This window comes from Stappia indica, from assembly GCF_020177335.1.
Lineage (GTDB): Bacteria > Pseudomonadota > Alphaproteobacteria > Rhizobiales > Stappiaceae > Stappia > Stappia indica_B.
On sequence record NZ_JAIVMG010000001.1, the window covers coordinates 630,959 to 646,205 of the forward strand.

Sequence of the window (15,247 nt, forward strand, 5' to 3'; positions counted from 1 at the left end):
GCGGCAGACGGATCGGGGACTTTCCCGCCGTCGCCGCGCTCCGGTCCGATCCGGGCAAAGGAGAGCTCGATGCAGCTGCGCAACACACAGACCGGCTACGGAACCGTTGCCATCGCGTTTCACTGGACCATGGCCGTTCTCGTCGCGGGCCTGTTCGTCCTGGGCAAGTACATGTCGGGGCTGGAGCCAACGGACCCGCAGACCTTCGCGCTCTATCAGTGGCACAAGTCCTTCGGCTTCGTCGTGCTCGCGCTCGCAGGTCTTCGCCTTGTGTGGAAGGCGGTCAATCCGGCGCCGAAGCTGCCGGAAGGAACGCCTGTGCCGCTGCGTCTTGCCGCCGCTCTTGGCCATGCCGGCCTCTATGCGGTGCTGCTCGCCCTGCCGCTGTCCGGCTGGCTGATGGTCTCCAGTTCGCCCTGGGGCATCCCCACCGTCCTGTTCAACACCCTGCCGGTGCCGCATCTGCCGGTTCCCGCGGAGCTCGGCACCCTGGCGCAGGCGGAAGCCACCTTGAAGCAAGTGCATGAGGCGCTCGGCCTGTTCCTTCTTCTGCTGCTGGTGGTGCATGTCGCCGCCGCGCTCAAGCATCACTTCTACGACCGCGATACCGTGCTGACCCGGATGCTCTCGACCCGGCCGGCCCGGCAAGACGCCGAGACGGCGGAGTGATCGGCCCCTTGTTCTCAATCTTGTTCCGGAGTTCCCCATGCGCGCCCCTTCGGCCCTGACACGCCTTCTTGTCGCCGGCACGGCTCTCGTCCTCGCCGCGCTGCCCGCCGCCGCCTCCGACTGGAGCGTCGACCCTGCCGCAAGTTCCCTGAGCTTTACGGCCCAGCAGGGCGAAAGCCCGGTGGACGGCAGTTTCGCCACCTGGTCGGCAGAGATCCGGCTTGATCCGGCCGATCTTGCCAATGCCGCAATCCGGGCGGAGATCGAAACGGGTTCGGCCACCACCGGGCAGATGCAGATCGACCAGACCCTGCCGAGTGAAGCCTGGTTCAATGTGGCGGCCTTTCCCAAGGCGGTGTTCGTGTCCGACAGCATCACCGCAACGGGCGGCGACAGCTACACCGCCGCAGGACGGTTGACGATCAAGGACCATGAACAGCCGCTGACCCTGCCCTTCACGCTGACCATCGACGGCGACACCGCGCATGCCACGGCCGAGGTCTCGGTGATGCGCATGCTGTTCGGCATCGGCGCGGACATTCCGGCCGCAACCGTCGCCGATGAGGTCACCATCCGGCTCGACATCACCGCGACCCGCTGAGCGGAGCGCGGGCGGTCAGCCTTGTGCCGGCAAAATCTCCCACCGCTCTCTTGGCGGGCGGTGGCTGGATGGCGTACAAGGCGGCGACCCCATTCCTCCTTTTTCGAAAAGCCAAGGTCATCCGATGTCCGAGCCACAGACCCCCGACTACCGGCATTCGCCGCTGTTCCCGCTTGCCAAGGACACCACCCCTTATCGCAAGCTGACGTCCGACCACGTCTCCACCGCCACCTTCAACGGTGAAGAGGTGCTGATGGTCGAGCCGGAGGCACTGCGGCTCCTGGCCGAGAAAGCCTTCGCCGACATCAACCATTTCCTGCGTCCGGGGCATCTGGCCCAATTGCGGAAGATCCTCGATGACCCCGAGGCGACGGAGAACGACAAGTTCGTCGCCTTCGACCTTCTGAAGAACGCCAATATCGCCGCTCATGGGGTCCTGCCCATGTGCCAGGACACCGGCACCGCCATCATCATGGGCAAGAAGGGTCGCCGGATCTGGACCGACGGCAGCGACGAGGCCAAGCTCGGCGAAGGCGCGCGCGACGCCTATTTCAAGAAGAACCTGCGCTACTCGCAGCTCGCTCCGCTGTCCATGTTCGAGGAGAAGAACACCTCCAACAACATGCCGGCCCAGGTCGACCTCTATGCGGAGGGCGAGGACGAATACAAGTTCCTGTTCATGGCCAAGGGTGGCGGATCGGCCAACAAGACCTTCCTGTTCCAGGGGACCCCGGCGCTGCTGACGCCGGAGCGGCTGGTGGAGTTCCTGAAGGAGAAGATCCTCACCCTCGGCACCGCCGCCTGCCCACCCTATCACCTGGCCATCGTCATCGGCGGCACCAGCGCCGAGAGCAACCTGAAGACGGTGAAGCTCGCCTCCGCCCGCTACCTCGACGGCTTGCCGACCGAAGGCTCCGAGCTGGGCAATGCCTTCCGCGATACGGAGATGGAAGAGCAGATCCACAAGCTGACCCAGGCGACCGGTGTCGGCGCCCAGTTCGGCGGCAAGTATTTCTGCCATGACGTGCGGGTGATCCGGCTGCCGCGCCACGGCGCGTCGCTGCCGATCGGCATCGGCGTCTCCTGTTCCGCGGACCGTCAGGCCGTCGGCAAGATCACCCGCGAGGGCGTCTTCCTGGAGGAGCTGGAGCGCGAGCCGCACAAGTACATGCCGGAAGTGGGCGAAGAGAACCTTTCCGATCATGTGGTGCGCATCGACCTGACCCGGCCGATGCCGGAAATCCTCGCCGAGCTGTCGAAGCATCCGATCAAGACCCGGCTGTCGCTCACCGGTCCGGTGATCGTCGCCCGCGACCTTGCCCATGCCAAGCTGCGAGCCATGCTTGAAGCCGGCGAGCCGCTGCCCGACTACTTCAAGAACCATCCGATCTATTACGCCGGCCCGGCGAAGACACCGGAAGGCTATGCCTCCGGTTCCTTCGGCCCGACCACGGCCGGGCGCATGGATGCCTTCGTCGACCAGTTCCAGGCGGCAGGCGGCTCCATGGTGATGCTGGCCAAGGGCAACCGTTCGGCCCAGGTGCGGCGCGCCTGTCAGGCCCATGGCGGCTTTTACCTCGGTTCGATCGGCGGCCCGGCCGCACGCCTTGCCCAGGACTGTATCAAGAAGGTCGAAGTGGTCGAGTTCGAGGAACTCGGCATGGAAGCCATTTGGCGCATCGAGGTCGAAGACTTCCCGGCCTTCATCGTCATTGACGACAAGGGCAATGATTTCTTCAAGGAATTGAACCTCGGATGATCTGCGGAGGCGGCGCCTGGCGCCGCCTCACCTCGCCATCTGACAAGACCTCACGCGGATGTGATTCCCGTCACTGCCCACAGGGCGGGCTACACTATGTTTGCGCATGGTCTTTCCCGGGCGCCATTAACAGGATCGCAAGGGATATACGGACCATATAAACCCACAATTTCCCTGCCGCTGGGGGCAGTGTCAAATCGACCGGATGGGGATAAAAAATGCGTATCTTCCGTTTCACAGCCATCGCCATAACCGCCGCACTCGTGGCAACGCCCGCCTTGTCGGCGCGTGTCTTCGACCCGGCCACCCGCCAGTGGGTCGAGTACAACGCCTACGGCATCACGAGCGGCAAATCGCCGATCCCGCGCGAGCGGGTCAGCTACAAGGGGCCATACGCCCCCGGCACCATCATCGTCGATACCGGCGAGCGCCGCCTCTATCACGTCCTGCCTGGCGGCAAGGCGATGAAGTACGGCATCGGCGTCGGCCGCGAGGGTTTCCAGTGGGCCGGCACACACCGCGTCACCCGCAAGGCTGAATGGCCGGGCTGGACGCCGCCGCCGCAGATGCGTGCCCGCGCCCGCGCCAAGGGACAGAAGCTGCCGGCCCATATGAAAGGCGGGCCAAACAATCCGCTCGGCGCCCGTGCCATGTACATCGGCTCCACGCTCTACCGCATTCACGGCTCGAACGAGCCCTGGACCATCGGCACCGCAGTCTCCTCCGGCTGCATCCGCATGGCCAATGACGATGTGGTCCACCTCTACGACAACGTGGATCTCGGTGCGAAGGTCGTGGTCCGGCGCTGAGCCGCTTGGGTTCACGAGGCTTTCGTGAGAGTCCCATGCAAGAAAGGCCGTGCGCTAGCCCGGCCTTTTTCGTGAGGATCAAGCCCCTGAGGGGCGTCCTCCCGGGCAAGCGCCAACATAACCGGGATCAGGGAGGCACCATCTACTGGCTCCGATCGATCAGAAATGGATGTTCTTGGCTCTCCGATCCCGGGTCGCGCAAAAGCTTGCCCGGGAGGACGCAGGAGCTACCTTTGCCCCGAACGACGCCACTTCATGGGCAACGGCGGCGTTCCTCCCGCCCCCCACACTCCGCGTCCTCCCGGACGCAGCGAAGCGAAGATCCGGGACCTGGGAGCCACGACCTCTCGGCTCCAGCCTCTTAAAAACACTTGCCCTTCTGCCCACGGGGGCCCGGGTCGGGAGCCGGGATGACGCAGAGAGGGAGCCTTGCCCTTTTCTCGCCTTTCGCACGAGCGTACCCTTGGTCAGGTGACGTCCCTGAACGAAGGACGGGAAGACCAACGATGCGACAGGGCAAACGACCACGAACCTCGCAGCTCTACCTCACCTTCCGACGCCGCGCGCTTGCGAGCGGTTCGGGCCGTCTTGCCAGCGGCCTCGCCCTTCTCGCCGCGCTCGCCCTGACCGGCACCACGGCAATCGCCGAAGAAAGCGCGCTGGCGCGGCGCGGCGAGGAACTGTCACAGCAACACTGCGCCCGCTGCCATGTGATCAGCCCGGACAACCGGATGGGCGGCATTGCCTCGACCCCATCCTTCATGATCCTGATCAAGGCGCTGGACGACTGGCACGACCGGTTCCAGACCTTTCATGCGCGCCGGCCTCATCCGGCGCATGTACGCTTCGTCGGCGATGCCGCCCGCGCGCCGGATCACCCGGCCACCATCACCGAGGTCATTCTCGTTCATGACGATATCGCTGCAATCGTCGCCTATGCGGAACAGCTGGCGCGACAGATCAAGTGACCGAAAGGGGCCGAGCCACTTTTTCGCTGCTCTGGAAACGGGTCAGCTCAACACCACCACCTTCGCCCCCACATTGACGCGGTTGTAGAGATCGATGATGTCCTGCTGCCACATGCGGATGCAGCCGCTGGAGGCGTTGGTGCCAATGCTGCGCGGCTGATTGGTGCCGTGAATCCGGTAGAGCGTATCGACGTTGCCCTGCCAGAGGTAAAGGCCGCGGGCGCCGATGGGGTTTCGCGGGCCGCCGTCCTGACCATTGCGGTATTTCTCCAGCTTCGGATCGCGGGCGATCATCTCATCGGGCGGGAACCACTTGGGCCATTCGCGCTTGAAGCGGATGGTCGCATCGCCCGACCAGGCAAAGCCGGCCCGGCCAACGCCGATGCCATAGCGGATCGCCTGGCCGCCCGGCTGGACCAGATAGAGAAACTTCGACCTCGGATCGACGATGATCGTGCCAGGTTCCTCAGCCGAGTAGTAGCGCACCGTCTGACGCAGATACTGCGGGTCGAACTCCTGATAGGGAATGGCCGGCAGGTTGAAGCCGCCATCGCGCACCGGCGCGTAGGCCGAGGCGTAATTAGGCGTCGCGCTGGCATAGGAGCCGAGCCCCGCAACCCGCACCCGGCTTGACTGGCTCTGACAGGCTGCAAGCAGCAGCGGCAGTCCAAGCAGCAGCGAGCGGCGGCTCATCTGTCCTGTCTTCGTGGCGCGGCGACTGGTTCCAAGATGCACGGCGATGATCTCCGTCGATTCCCTTGCGGATCTATGAAGATACTATGCCCGTGATTCCCGCACCGGTCACAGCCAAAATCTCGCCCCCCGCCGCACCGCGTGCGGCGGATGCTTGCGGTCAAACCGCCGGATCGCGGCTCATGCCCTTTTCTTCCAGCTCGGCAAGATAGCCGCCCCACAGGCTTTCGCGCTCATGGGCAAGCTTCTGGAAGTAGTCCCAGGAGAAGATCCCGGTGTTGTGCAGATCATCGAAATGCAGCCGCACAGCATAATTGCCGACCGGTTCGATCTGGATGATCGTCACATTGCGCTTGCCCGGCACGGTCTTGCGCTGAGCGGCGGAATGCCCCTGCACCTCGGCGGAGGGCGAGCAAACCCGCAGGTACTCCGCCGCATAGGCGTGGCTCTCGCCATTGTCGAAGACCACCGTCAATGTGCGGCGGTCCTTGCTAAGGCGCAGCTCGGTCGGCCAGGGCTTGCTCTCGGGCATGGTCAAATTCCTTTAGGTGAGGACGGCCGTGCCCGATGACAGGCACCGTCCGGAAAATCGTGATGTGCTCGCACGATAGGCATCGCCAGAGAGCGGGCAAGGCCTTTGTCGCGATTTCACCGGCGACCGGTCGCCGCGCCTCCCTGTTCGCATGAGCGCGGCGATTGACGCGCATGCGGATTACGCTACCTTGCCTAGAAAGAGAAAACACGCTGGCGGCGCTGCCATGCCGGGCGAGACGAGGAAACAGAATGTCCCAGCCGATGATCGACCCTTTCGGCCGTACCGTCAGCTACTTGCGTGTCTCGGTGACGGACAGGTGCGATTTCCGCTGTGTCTATTGCATGGCCGAGGACATGACCTTCCTGCCCAAGCGCGATGTTCTCACGCTTGAAGAGCTGGACCGGCTGTGCACCGCCTTCATCGACAAGGGCGTGCGCAAGCTGCGGTTGACCGGCGGCGAACCGCTGGTGCGCAAGAACATCATGGGGCTGATCCGCTCGCTGTCGCGGCATCTGGACAGTGGCCGGCTGGAAGAACTGACGCTGACCACCAACGGCTCGCAGCTCGCCCGCTTCGCGCCCGAGCTTTACGACTGCGGCCTGCGCCGGATCAACGTCTCGCTCGACACGCTGGACAAGCAGAAGTTCCATGCCATCACCCGCTGGGGCGATCTTGGCAAGGTGATGGACGGCATTCAGGCGGCCACCGATGCCGGCCTGAAGATCAAGATCAACATGGTTGCGCTGAAGGGCGTCAACGAGCATGAGATCCTGCCCATGCTGACCTGGTGTCATGAACATGGCTACGATCTGACGCTGATCGAAACCATGCCGCTGGGCGAGATCAACGAGGACCGTACCGATCAATATCTGCCGTTGTCCCAGGTACGGGCGCAACTTGCCGAAACGCTGACGCTTGACGACATTCCCTACAAGACCGGCGGCCCGGCCCGCTATGTGTCGGTCCGCGAGACCGGCGGACGCCTCGGCTTCATCACGCCGATGACCCATAATTTCTGCGAAAGCTGCAACCGGGTGCGGGTGACCTGCACCGGCATGCTCTACATGTGCCTCGGCCAGGACGACAGCGCGGACCTGCGCGCCGCCTTGCGGGCCTCCGAAAGCGACGACTTGCTGGCTCAGGCGATTGACGAGGCCATCGGCCGCAAGCCCAAGGGGCATGATTTCGTCATCGACCGCAAGACCCGCCAGCCCGCCGTTTCCCGTCACATGAGCATGACCGGGGGCTGATAATGCCCGGCGGCACGGGTCGGTTCACGCGCCGTTCCGGCCTCGATGGTGTCGCTGCGCGCCTGGCTGCGCTGCTTGTCGCCCTTGCCGCTGGCGCCGCGATTGTCTGGGTGGGAAAGATCGGCTTTGCCGGCATGCCGCTGACGCCCTTCGCCGAAGCCCCCGGCGCGGCGGATACCGCCCCGTCGGCCTCCCCCGAACTGGCCGCCTGCCTTACCGAACGGCTTGGCGCGGTGGAGCAGATGCGCCGCGACGGCGTGGTCAGCGACGGGCAATACGACACCTTCCGCGCCCGGGCGATCAGCTACTGCCAGACGCAATTTCCGCCGCAATAGCCGCGCGATCTTTCAACGGTTTTCTCAGGTGAAGGTCATGCGCCGGCGCGGCCGCTTCGCCGGACGTTCGACCGGTTGGGCGCGCGGCGCCTCCGCTGCGGGGATGGGCGCTTCGGGCTCCGCCACGGCTTGGGCCAGCTTCTCGTCCGGTTCATCGGCCGGCGCCCCTTCCTGCGCGGCAACCGCCTCCGCCGGTTGAGGCGCGGCATCCGGGGCGTCGCTTGCGGCCGCCTTGCGGGCGGCGTCCAGCTCCTCACCCTTGCGCCGATACCCCTTGCCCACCTCCCAGGCGGTCTTCAGGCCTTCGCCGAGGGATTTCACATCGCGGAAATCCCCGTCGTAATCGTTCAGCCCGTCGACACAGGCAAGCACGGGATTGGACCGCCACAGCCGGCGCAACGCGGCATTCTTCAAGGAGGCCGGCACCCCCTTCTTGAGGAAGACCGAATAGTCGGAGTCAAAGGTCAGCGTTTCCAGATCGACAGCCTCCGCCGCCGCCCGGTTTTCCGCTTCAAGCCGCGCCTCTTCCGCGTCAGCCGGCACAGTCTCGTCGGCATCATCCGGTTCCAGCGCCGCAGCCTCTTCCGGTCGTTCGGCGTCCTCCGCCCGCGCCGCCTGCTTGCGCCGGGACCAGCGGGTCAGGAATCCAGAGGTATCCTCGCCGCTCATGTCGGCTCCTCTCCTTCTTGCCCGGCCCCGCCCCTCGCCGGCGCCTTGAAGATCGGCGTCTTACCGAACAGCTGCACCTCGTCCGGCATCCGGTCGCGCCGCCGTTTGCGAAAGGCCGGCGCCTCCGGCAGGCACTTCAGATACTCCGCCATCCAGGCGATTACCGCCCGCGGCATCGGCACCCGCTCCACCAGCCCCTCGCCGCTGTCGAGGAAGCCGATGGCCTGATGCGGATCGGCGGTGATGGCCGCCACCCGCCAGCCGGGATCCTCCGGCCCGTCCGCCTCGTTCAGCAGCACCCAGAGACAAGGCTCGCCCGTCTCGATGTTGCTGTCATAGGCCTCGACCATCTTGTGATGCAGGGTCAGGCGATGGGGCGCGGACAGGTAGCGGCGCATCTCGCCGCGTGCCTCGATCTCGCGCCAGCCATCCGTTGCCGGCGCCTCGACGATCACCTCCGGGACGGACCAGACCCAATCCGACCAGCGCGAGGTGGCCGGCCGGCGCTCCAGCACGATCCCGAATGAGAGCGACACTTCCCGTTGCACGATCCGGCTCCAGATACTGTGGTACGGCCCTACAGGCGCAAACTGATGCGGCCCGTGGTTCTTCTGATTGTGGGGCGCTCAAGAGCATTTGACAATGGCGTGCGAACATCGCCGGACAGCGGCACGGTTCTGCGTTATTGTTCTGGCAAATCAGCTTTTCGCGGCGCAGCGCCCGTCTCAGCAGCCGGGCCGTGGCGTCGCCGACGGAGACCCCGCGCATGACCACGCCCCGGCCTCGGATCCTTCTGTGCAACTGCCAGCGAACGATGCGCCTCGATGCAAAACGCATCGCCGGGATCGACGACGACACGCCGGTCCACAGCCACCTGTGCCGCAGCCAGCTTGCCGCCTTCGAGACCGCGCTTGCCGGCGATGCGCCGCTGCTGGTCGCCTGCACCCAAGAAGCGCCGCTCTTTTCGGAAATCGCCGAGGACGCCGACAGGCACGACGACGTCGGCTTCGTCAACATTCGCGAGCGCGCCGGCTGGTGCGACAGCGGTACCGACCCGCATCCGAAGATCGCCGCGCTTCTGGCCGAGGCGCAGCTTGCCAGCGAACCGGCACCGCTGCATTCGGTGGACTCGGACGGGGTCTGCCTCGTCTATGGCGCCGGCCAGCAGGCGCTGGACACCGCCCGCGCCCTGGAAGGCCGGCTGGCGGTCTCGCTGCTTCTCACCGACGCGGACGATCTTCTGTTGCCGCCTGTGCTCGACGTGCCGATCCATCGGGGCCGGATCCGCACGGTGACCGGTTCGCTCGGCGGGTTTTCGGTGACCGTCGACGACTATGCGCAGATGCTGCCCTCCTCGCGGCAGGCACCGGAGTTCGATCTGCCCCGCGATGGCGCCCGCTCCACTTGCGCGCTGATCCTCGACCTGTCCGGCGACACCCCGCTGGTCACCGCCCCGGACAAGCGCGACGGCTATCTGCGGGCCGACCCGAAAGACCCGGCGGCGGTCGCACGGGCGATGTTCGACATCTCCGACATGGTCGGCAGCTTCGAGAAGCCCCGCTATGTCGGCTACGCGCCGGAGATCTGTGCCCATGGCCGCAGCGGCAAGACCGGTTGCCACAAATGTCTCGACGCCTGCCCGGCCGGGGCCATCGAGAGTGCCGGCGATACCATCGCCATCGATCCGGGCATCTGCGGCGGCTGCGGCTCCTGCGCCGCCCACTGCCCCACCGGCGCCATCGCCTATCAATACCCCAAGCGGTCGGACCTGATCGGCCGCATCCAGACCCTGCTCCTGACCTATACCGGCGCCGGCGGGCAGGATCCGGTGCTGCTCTTGCATGACCAGACCCATGGGCTTGACCTGATTTCGGCGCTCAGCCGGCAGGGGGCCGGTCTTCCCGGCAACGTCCTGCCGCTCGGCGTTCATGCGGTCAGCGGCTTCGGTCATGACGCCTTGCTGGCGGCGGTTCTGGCCGGTGCCCGGCGGCTGGTGGTGCTGGCTTCGCCAAAGCTTTCCGGGGAACTTGATCCCTTGCGCGCCGAGATCGACCTGGCCACCGCGCTTCTTTCCGGCATGGGCTATCCGGCGGATCATCTTTTTGACATTGCACTTGAAACAGACCCGGACGCACTGCCGGCCCATCTCAGCCTCACTGGCCCGGCGCCGGCGCTTCCCGGCAGCCTGTTCGCCCCGGTCGGCGGCAAGCGGGATGTCGCCCGTAGCGCCATTGCCCGGCTGCTCGATCAGGCCCCCGCCCCGGCGGAGATCATCGTCCTGCCGGACAGCGCGCCCTATGGCCGGATCCGGATCGATGCCGAGGGCTGCACCCTCTGTCTTGCCTGTGTCTCGTCCTGTCCCGCCAATGCGCTGGCCGACAATCCGGAGAAGCCGCAGGTGAGCCTGACGGAAGCGGCCTGCGTGCAATGCGGCCTGTGCGCGGCCACCTGTCCGGAACACGTGATCACGCTGGAGCCTCGTTACAACAGCGCGCCAAGTGCCATGCGTCCGGTGGTGCTACATGAGGAGGAGCCGGCGCTCTGCGCCTCCTGCGGCAAGCCGTTCGGCACCAAATCCTCGATTGCCCGGATCCGGGAGAAGCTGTCCGGCAAGCACTGGATGTTCCAGCGCGCGGATCAGATCGCCCTCATCGACATGTGCGACGATTGCCGGATCAGCGCCCAATGGACCATGCCGGACACACCGCTGCGCGGCGGCGCCCGACCGCGCCCGGTCACCACCGACGACTATCTCGCCGCCCGGGAGGAACTCTCTGCCGACGATTTCCTCAAGGACGACTGACGGACGAAAATACTGGACCGCGCTCAGCCATTGCCGGCGGGCGGGTCCAGCTCCGGGTCGGCAAGGTTCTGACGCAGCATTTCCCGGTAGCGTTCGACCATATCGGTGACGAAGGCTTCGTGCTCGTCGACCTCCAGCACCGCCTTGGCCACATGGGCGTTGTAGCGTGCCGCCGCCCAGAGGAAAGCCAGATGCAGGTCGGTCGCCTGGATCTTGCGGTTTTCCCGATTGGCAAGGTCGATGAACCGTGCCGCCGTCTGCAGAAAGCTTGCAGTGTCGAGCGTCCCCTCCGCCCGCGCCGCGCGCCGTTCCCGTCTGTTGGTCATCTGCGTCCCCCTGGTCTTTCTGGTCGAAGGGTTCCTTGCGCTTGGCTGGCCCTGCAGGCCACGCTCAGTATTGCTCGGCCTCCAGAACCCGTGCGGCGATGCTGGCGACAACAGACAGGGCGCAGGCCGTCGCCATGACCAGCACCAGCGGCCAGATCGTGCCCGGCCACAAGATGCCCGACAGCAGCCACCCGGCCACCGCCGAGGCAATGGCGCCGGCACCGATCTGCAGGCTGCCGGTCAGGCCGGAAGCCGCACCGGCAAGGTCCGGACGCACGCTCACCGCGCCGGCGATGGCATTAGGCAGGCACATGCCGTTGCCAACGCCCACCACGAACATCGGCCCGAACAGCGAAAGTGGGTGGACCAGACCCAGTGCGAAGAACAGGGCGATGACTGATACCGCCAGCACCAGAACCACATTGCCGGCACCAATCATCCGCACCATGCCGATGGACCCGGAATAGCGGCCGGAAATCCAGTTACCCATAACATAGCCGCCGGCCACCAGGATGAAATAAAGACCATAGACCGCAGGTGTCATGCCGAGCAGGTCCGCAGCCACGAAGGGCGCACCGCCGAGAAAGCCGAAGAACACGGCGGAGGTGAAGGCGGAGGTCAGTGCATAAGCCCAGAACAACCCGGATCGCGACAGCGCCCCATAGCTGCGCACAAGGCCGGCGATGCCGCCGCCGGAAACCCGGTTGTGATTGGTCTCGTGTAGGTCGAACCAGGCGGCAACAAGCACCAAGACACCCAGCACCACCATCAGGTAAGAGCTGCTGCGCCAGCCGAAACTCTGATCGACCACGCCGCCGATGGCTGGCCCGATCATCGGCGCCACCGCCAGACCCATGGTCACATAGCCGATCATGCTGGCCGCCTGGCTGCGATCATAAAGATCTCGGACAATGGCCCGGCCAAGCACGATCCCGGCGCACCCACCGGTTGCCTGAAGCATCCGCCCCGTCAGCAAGACCTCGATGGAGGGTGCCACCGCGCAGACCACCGATCCGACGACGAAGATCGCCAGCCCCCAAAGCAGCACCGGACGCCGGCCATAGCGGTCCGACAGCGGGCCGATGCCAATCTGGGCGACCGCCACCGCCGCCAGATAGAGCGACAGCGACATCTGGACCATGCCAGTGGTCGTGCCGAAAACATCGACCAGAAGCGGCAAGGACGGCAGGGAGATATTGAGCGCCAACGGATTGACGGCGGACACGGCAACGAGGATCGCCAGGGTCGGACGGCGCCCCTCGAAGGTGGTTGAGATGCTATTTGTCATACCCGTTACCTGAAACGGTTCGCCGGACAAGGCAAGCTCTTTGCGCCTGTCGGCCCGATGAGCGCCGGCGCCAAGGCACGCCGGACCGAAAAATCACGGCAGCGGCGGGCTGGAGGCCGCCGGCCCGGCCTCCTTCATCAGCTTGCGCTCACGCATCAAGGTGTAGATGCCGGTCGCCACCAGGATCGCCACACCGACCAGGGTGTAGAGGTCGGGAATATCGCCCCAGACCAGATAGCCGATCAGGATTGCCCAGAGGATGATCGAGTAGCGGAACGGCGCCACGACGGCGATGTCACCGGTGCGCATGGCGTGGATCAGGGTGATGTACCCCACCAAGATGAAACTCGCGGCAGCGGCCAGGAAAACGATATCCAGCAGGCTGGGCATCACCCAGGTTTCGCCCACCGCCATGGCCAGACCGGTCACCGCCACCCCGGCCAGCGCCGCGAAGGTCACCCCGAGTGTCGGGATGGTCTTGGGCAACAGCGAGGTGCCAAGATCGCGCACCGCCATGCAGACGACCCCGACCAGTGCCATCAGTGACCAGGCATCGAAGCCGGCAAGTCCGGGCCGGACGATCACCAGAACGCCGAAGAAGCCGACGCCAATCGCGCTCCAGCGGCGCCACCCGACCGGCGCGCCAAGGAAGACTGCCGCACCGGCGGTGATCATCAGCGGCAGCGCCTGGAGAATGGAGGTGACATTGGCGATCGGCAGGTGGAACAGCGCGGTCAGGTAGAACACGGTGGCCAGCGCCTCGGTGACCACGCGCAGCACCACGAGCGGGTGCTGCAGGCGGCCGAAATGATAGATCGAGCCATTGGCGAGACAGATCCCCAGCAACAGCGCCATGGCGAGCAGCGAGCGCAGGAACATGATCTGACCAAGCGGCAGATGGCTGGAGACGAGCTTGACGAAGCTGTCGTTGAAAATGAAGCACGCCATGGCGAGCATCATGATGACGACGGCACGGCCGTTGCCTTGAAGGGTCATATTCTGCCTTGCGGATAGCGTGGAGCCGGGCCCCACCTGCGATCAATTGCCCCGCCGCAGCGGGAGGTTGGTCAAAAGGTTTTGCGGTTTCATGCGGATCTTGTCGTCGGCGCCCATCGCCAGCGCCAGCCACACGGGTTTGCCGCGCATCGTATCGATGACATCGCCGCGCCGCTCGAAATCCAGCCGGAACAGCGCAACGATGCGGGTCAGCTCGGCGTCGCCGACGGTCGCCCCCTCATAGAGGCGGTTGAGAATACGGGTGGCCTCGGCGTCCAACCCCACATGCCACGACCACTTCGCATCCCGGATCGACTGTTGCGGCTGAATGCGCACGTCGACGCCATGAAAATGCCGAACCCAGCTTTCCAGAACCCGGGCAAAGGCATCGAGCGCCGGTTCGGTGAAACGGAAGTCGATGGCCGTGTCGTAGCGGTCGGACCTGTCCCAGTAGATGGCGGCATTTTCCTCGCCGATCACGTCGAGCGAGACGGCACGGGCCGGCGTTCCGGCCTCCGCCAGCAGCGCGCCAAGGCCGCCGAGCCCGCCGGTTCTTGCGTAGGTCTCGACGATCTCCGCATCGGCCAGCATCAACTGCCCCTCGCCGGTGGTCACCGCCTGTTCCCGGAAGAACAGTTCGCCCGCGCGCAGCCGCAAGGGATCCGTCACCGAGCGCAGCATGTTGTGGCAGATCAGATGGACCATCTGGTCGATGAACATCGGCGGGATCGCGATTGCCGCCCCCTTGCCGAACAGGGCCGCATAGGCGCCCTCGATGGTGCCATGCGCGGCCAGATGATCGCGAAAGCCCAGCAGCACCCGGTAATTGTCGGCGGCATCCGGATCGACGATGGCCGCAAGGTCGGCCTCGCTCACCCCGGCGAAGGGATCGGCCATCAGCTTTTCGAACAGGGCATGTTCGGCTGGGCAAGACTCCTCCACCGGATGGATTTCCGGCCGGGTGACATAGGCCCGCAGCAGGTCCGGCGTCACCGTCAGCCAGCCGTTGCCATCGCGGGACACCAGATGCGCGCCGGAGGATTTCCAGAACGCCCGCATCACTCGGTCTCGTCCACATCCCAGATGCGGGCATGGGGCGCGTCTTCGGGCGGGGTCACCACCTCGAAGCGCTCATGCACCGCGCCATCGTCATCGATCTCGCGCAGGATGGTCAGAAGGTCGTTGTCCTCCAGCCCACTGGCGATGTCCATGGCATCGGCGATCTCCGCCTCGGCAACCGGCAAGGCCGCCTCGCGGCTGGGCGCGCCGTGTTCGGCGACGAAGTGATCGGCCAGCAGCCCGACCAGCCGGTCCCGTTCCTCGTCGGAAATCTCCGCCGGGGTGGCGAGCGTGGTCCAGCCGAAGGTTCCCAGCGACAGGAAGCCGAAGGCGAACGCCTGCCGGACCTGGCCCGTCAGCCCTTCCGGTGTGTAATTGCGAAAGGCGAAGGTGCCGGGAATGACCCAGTCGCCCGGCTCGGCGACCTCGGGGAAAATCTGCGTATCGGACTCATCCAGACGGATGGCTTTCAGAAGTCGTGCCATGG

Annotated in this window: 17 protein-coding genes; 8 read left to right on the plus strand and 9 right to left on the minus strand. The window is 65.5% G+C overall.

From position 1 onward, the window contains the following. Positions 1 to 69 precede the first annotated feature (69 nt). The 5 genes from LC062_RS02785 (at position 70) to LC062_RS02805 (ending at position 4,806) form a co-directional block, all read left to right on the plus strand. Entirely contained in the window at positions 70 to 669 is a 600-nt protein-coding gene (locus LC062_RS02785) for a cytochrome b (RefSeq protein ID WP_224909485.1), read from the plus strand. Positions 670 to 706: 37 nt separating this feature from the next. After that, positions 707 to 1,270 carry a YceI family protein gene (locus LC062_RS02790; protein ID WP_224909486.1) on the plus strand — a complete coding sequence of 188 codons (564 nt, stop codon included), beginning with the start codon at positions 707 to 709 and terminating at the stop codon, positions 1,268 to 1,270. 124 nt (positions 1,271 to 1,394) lie between these two features. Continuing rightward, on the plus strand, positions 1,395 to 3,029 hold the full coding sequence (locus LC062_RS02795; RefSeq protein WP_224909487.1) for a fumarate hydratase: 1,635 nt from the start codon (positions 1,395 to 1,397) through the stop codon (positions 3,027 to 3,029). 218 nt (positions 3,030 to 3,247) lie between these two features. After that, complete coding sequence (locus LC062_RS02800) at positions 3,248 to 3,838, plus strand: L,D-transpeptidase (protein WP_224909488.1); 591 nt, start codon at positions 3,248 to 3,250, stop codon at positions 3,836 to 3,838. Positions 3,839 to 4,344: 506 nt separating this feature from the next. Next, positions 4,345 to 4,806, plus strand: a complete 462-nt coding sequence (locus tag LC062_RS02805; protein WP_224909489.1) for a cytochrome c — start codon at positions 4,345 to 4,347, stop codon at positions 4,804 to 4,806. A 42-nt stretch (positions 4,807 to 4,848) separates the two neighbouring features. Here LC062_RS02805 and LC062_RS02810 read toward each other — a convergent pair whose 3' ends face one another. Together LC062_RS02810 and LC062_RS02815 are read right to left on the minus strand one after the other, a co-directional pair. Beyond that, on the minus strand, positions 4,849 to 5,499 hold the full coding sequence (locus tag LC062_RS02810; protein ID WP_224909490.1) for a L,D-transpeptidase: 651 nt from the start codon (positions 5,497 to 5,499) through the stop codon (positions 4,849 to 4,851). A 160-nt stretch (positions 5,500 to 5,659) separates the two neighbouring features. Continuing rightward, positions 5,660 to 6,031: a gamma-butyrobetaine hydroxylase-like domain-containing protein gene (locus LC062_RS02815; protein WP_224909491.1), complete on the minus strand. Its 372-nt coding sequence runs from the start codon at positions 6,029 to 6,031 to the stop codon at positions 5,660 to 5,662. Between the two features lie 251 nt (positions 6,032 to 6,282). Here LC062_RS02815 and moaA point away from each other — a divergent pair, with 251 nt between their 5' ends. Further along, complete coding sequence (gene moaA, locus LC062_RS02820) at positions 6,283 to 7,284, plus strand: GTP 3',8-cyclase MoaA (RefSeq protein WP_224909492.1); 1,002 nt, start codon at positions 6,283 to 6,285, stop codon at positions 7,282 to 7,284. A gap of 2 nt (positions 7,285 to 7,286) precedes the next feature. Continuing rightward, complete coding sequence (locus LC062_RS02825; protein WP_224909493.1) at positions 7,287 to 7,619, plus strand: hypothetical protein; 333 nt, start codon at positions 7,287 to 7,289, stop codon at positions 7,617 to 7,619. 24 nt (positions 7,620 to 7,643) lie between these two features. Here the strand turns inward: LC062_RS02825 and LC062_RS02830 are convergent, their stop codons facing one another. Both LC062_RS02830 and LC062_RS02835 read right to left on the minus strand, forming a co-directional pair. After that, on the minus strand, positions 7,644 to 8,288 hold the full coding sequence (locus tag LC062_RS02830; protein ID WP_224909494.1) for a DUF3306 domain-containing protein: 645 nt from the start codon (positions 8,286 to 8,288) through the stop codon (positions 7,644 to 7,646). Next, entirely contained in the window at positions 8,285 to 8,836 is a 552-nt protein-coding gene (locus LC062_RS02835) for a DUF3305 domain-containing protein (protein ID WP_224909495.1), read from the minus strand. The genes LC062_RS02830 and LC062_RS02835 overlap by 4 nt, the downstream gene beginning before the upstream one ends. Positions 8,837 to 9,054: 218 nt before the next feature. On the opposite strand from LC062_RS02835, the gene LC062_RS02840 reads away from it, so the two are divergent. Next, positions 9,055 to 11,091, plus strand: coding sequence for a 4Fe-4S dicluster domain-containing protein (locus tag LC062_RS02840; RefSeq protein ID WP_224909496.1), 2,037 nt, complete (start codon positions 9,055 to 9,057; stop codon positions 11,089 to 11,091). A 23-nt stretch (positions 11,092 to 11,114) separates the two neighbouring features. Here LC062_RS02840 and LC062_RS02845 read toward each other — a convergent pair whose 3' ends face one another. From LC062_RS02845 to LC062_RS02865, 5 genes are all read right to left on the minus strand, one after another. After that, positions 11,115 to 11,417 carry a DUF3144 domain-containing protein gene (locus LC062_RS02845; RefSeq protein ID WP_224909497.1) on the minus strand — a complete coding sequence of 101 codons (303 nt, stop codon included), beginning with the start codon at positions 11,415 to 11,417 and terminating at the stop codon, positions 11,115 to 11,117. A 64-nt stretch (positions 11,418 to 11,481) separates the two neighbouring features. Continuing rightward, positions 11,482 to 12,705: a multidrug effflux MFS transporter gene (locus tag LC062_RS02850; protein WP_224909498.1), complete on the minus strand. Its 1,224-nt coding sequence runs from the start codon at positions 12,703 to 12,705 to the stop codon at positions 11,482 to 11,484. Between the two features lie 93 nt (positions 12,706 to 12,798). Then, positions 12,799 to 13,701 carry a DMT family transporter gene (locus LC062_RS02855; protein WP_224909499.1) on the minus strand — a complete coding sequence of 301 codons (903 nt, stop codon included), beginning with the start codon at positions 13,699 to 13,701 and terminating at the stop codon, positions 12,799 to 12,801. A 42-nt stretch (positions 13,702 to 13,743) separates the two neighbouring features. Further along, positions 13,744 to 14,760, minus strand: a complete 1,017-nt coding sequence (locus tag LC062_RS02860) for a DUF6352 family protein (RefSeq protein ID WP_224909500.1) — start codon at positions 14,758 to 14,760, stop codon at positions 13,744 to 13,746. After that, positions 14,760 to 15,245, minus strand: a complete 486-nt coding sequence (locus LC062_RS02865; protein ID WP_224909501.1) for a DUF6505 family protein — start codon at positions 15,243 to 15,245, stop codon at positions 14,760 to 14,762. Before LC062_RS02865 ends, LC062_RS02860 begins: the two co-directional genes overlap by 1 nt. Positions 15,246 to 15,247 lie beyond the last annotated feature (2 nt).